At 37.4% G+C, this 1,168-nt stretch carries 1 protein-coding gene; it reads right to left on the bottom strand.

The features are described 5' to 3' along the window. Positions 1-658 (bottom strand): phage integrase N-terminal SAM-like domain-containing protein (locus tag A3712_RS24090; RefSeq protein WP_063525259.1); only part of this gene is annotated, 658 nt, incomplete at its 3' end. Between the last annotated feature and the right edge of the window lie 510 nt (positions 659-1,168).

Genomic DNA, 1,168 nt, shown 5'->3' with positions numbered 1-1,168 from the left:
AGATAAACATCCAAGCAATTTGTTTAAAAGCGTTCGGGTACTTTTTACCAAGGGCGTGTGGAAGCGAGGGACCGATGCCTTGCTTGATATCTTCTTCTTGTATTTTTGACGCTTTCTGAATTTGCAATTGAAGAGAACCAATTAACGTTGGGCTAAGTAAAGTTACGCGATCTTTTTTTCCTTTCCCATCTCGCACGGTTAAAGATAGGTTTTGTAAATCAAGATCTTGAACTCTAATTCTCAAACACTCATTAACTCTAAGTCCAGAACCATACAACAGAGAAAAAATGATGTGATTAACACCAGAAAGGTGTGACAGTATCAGTTGGACTTCATTTGGCGTAAGTACGCTCGGAACCTTGCGCTGCTTTTTAGCATAAGTAAAACCTAGATCACCAAGCGGTCTTTGTAAAAACTGGTTGTAAAGGAACGCAATCGCATTAAGCGCGACTTTTTGAGTGTTGATAGCGACGTGTTGTTCATTAGCAAGATAAGACAGATAGGCTGTTACCTCAGTCGTTCCCATATCTTGAGGATGCTTTAGCTTATTAAAGCGAATGAAGTATTTTATCCAGTATATATAGGCCTTTTCTGTTTTGAGACTATAGCCTCGCATTCGCATGTGTCTACGGATTTCTTCAATGAATTTGCTTGCCATTTCCCACCTCCCAAAACTGTTTTTTTTATACAGTTTATTGGTGTTAGAAGGAGTTTGAGTATGAAAAACGGCTTGTTTTATCAGGAGTAGTGGCTAATTTTGTCGGCAGAGCAATTAGTAAGTCGTTGTTAATAGGTAAGTTGAAGCAAGAACTCCCCAAGATAACATGCCACGTAAAAAGTGATAACAGGCCGGCTCGTTTTTATGTGAAGGTAAAATAATAAAATTTATGTATATTCTTTATTTTTTAATGGTTTATGTTAGATTGATTGTAAGTTAGGTTGGAGGGAAAACGAGCCGGCCTGTTATTAAGAATGTTATGTGACAATGAGTTGCGTATCATGAATAAAGGTATATAATGCTTTTTTATGATACATAAGTAACTGATATGAAACGTAATAAAGCTATTTTAGCATCAGCTTCCATTTTGTTCACCTTACTTGCAGGCTGTTCACCCGCATCACTTCCATCAGCTGAACTGACTGTACAAGACTACGAAAAAATCAATAG

It is taken from the genome of Vibrio sp. HI00D65 (assembly GCF_001635455.1).
GTDB lineage: Bacteria > Pseudomonadota > Gammaproteobacteria > Enterobacterales > Vibrionaceae > Vibrio.
Note: the sequence above shows the minus strand (reverse complement) of the source record. Positions and strands in the feature narration are given on the sequence as shown.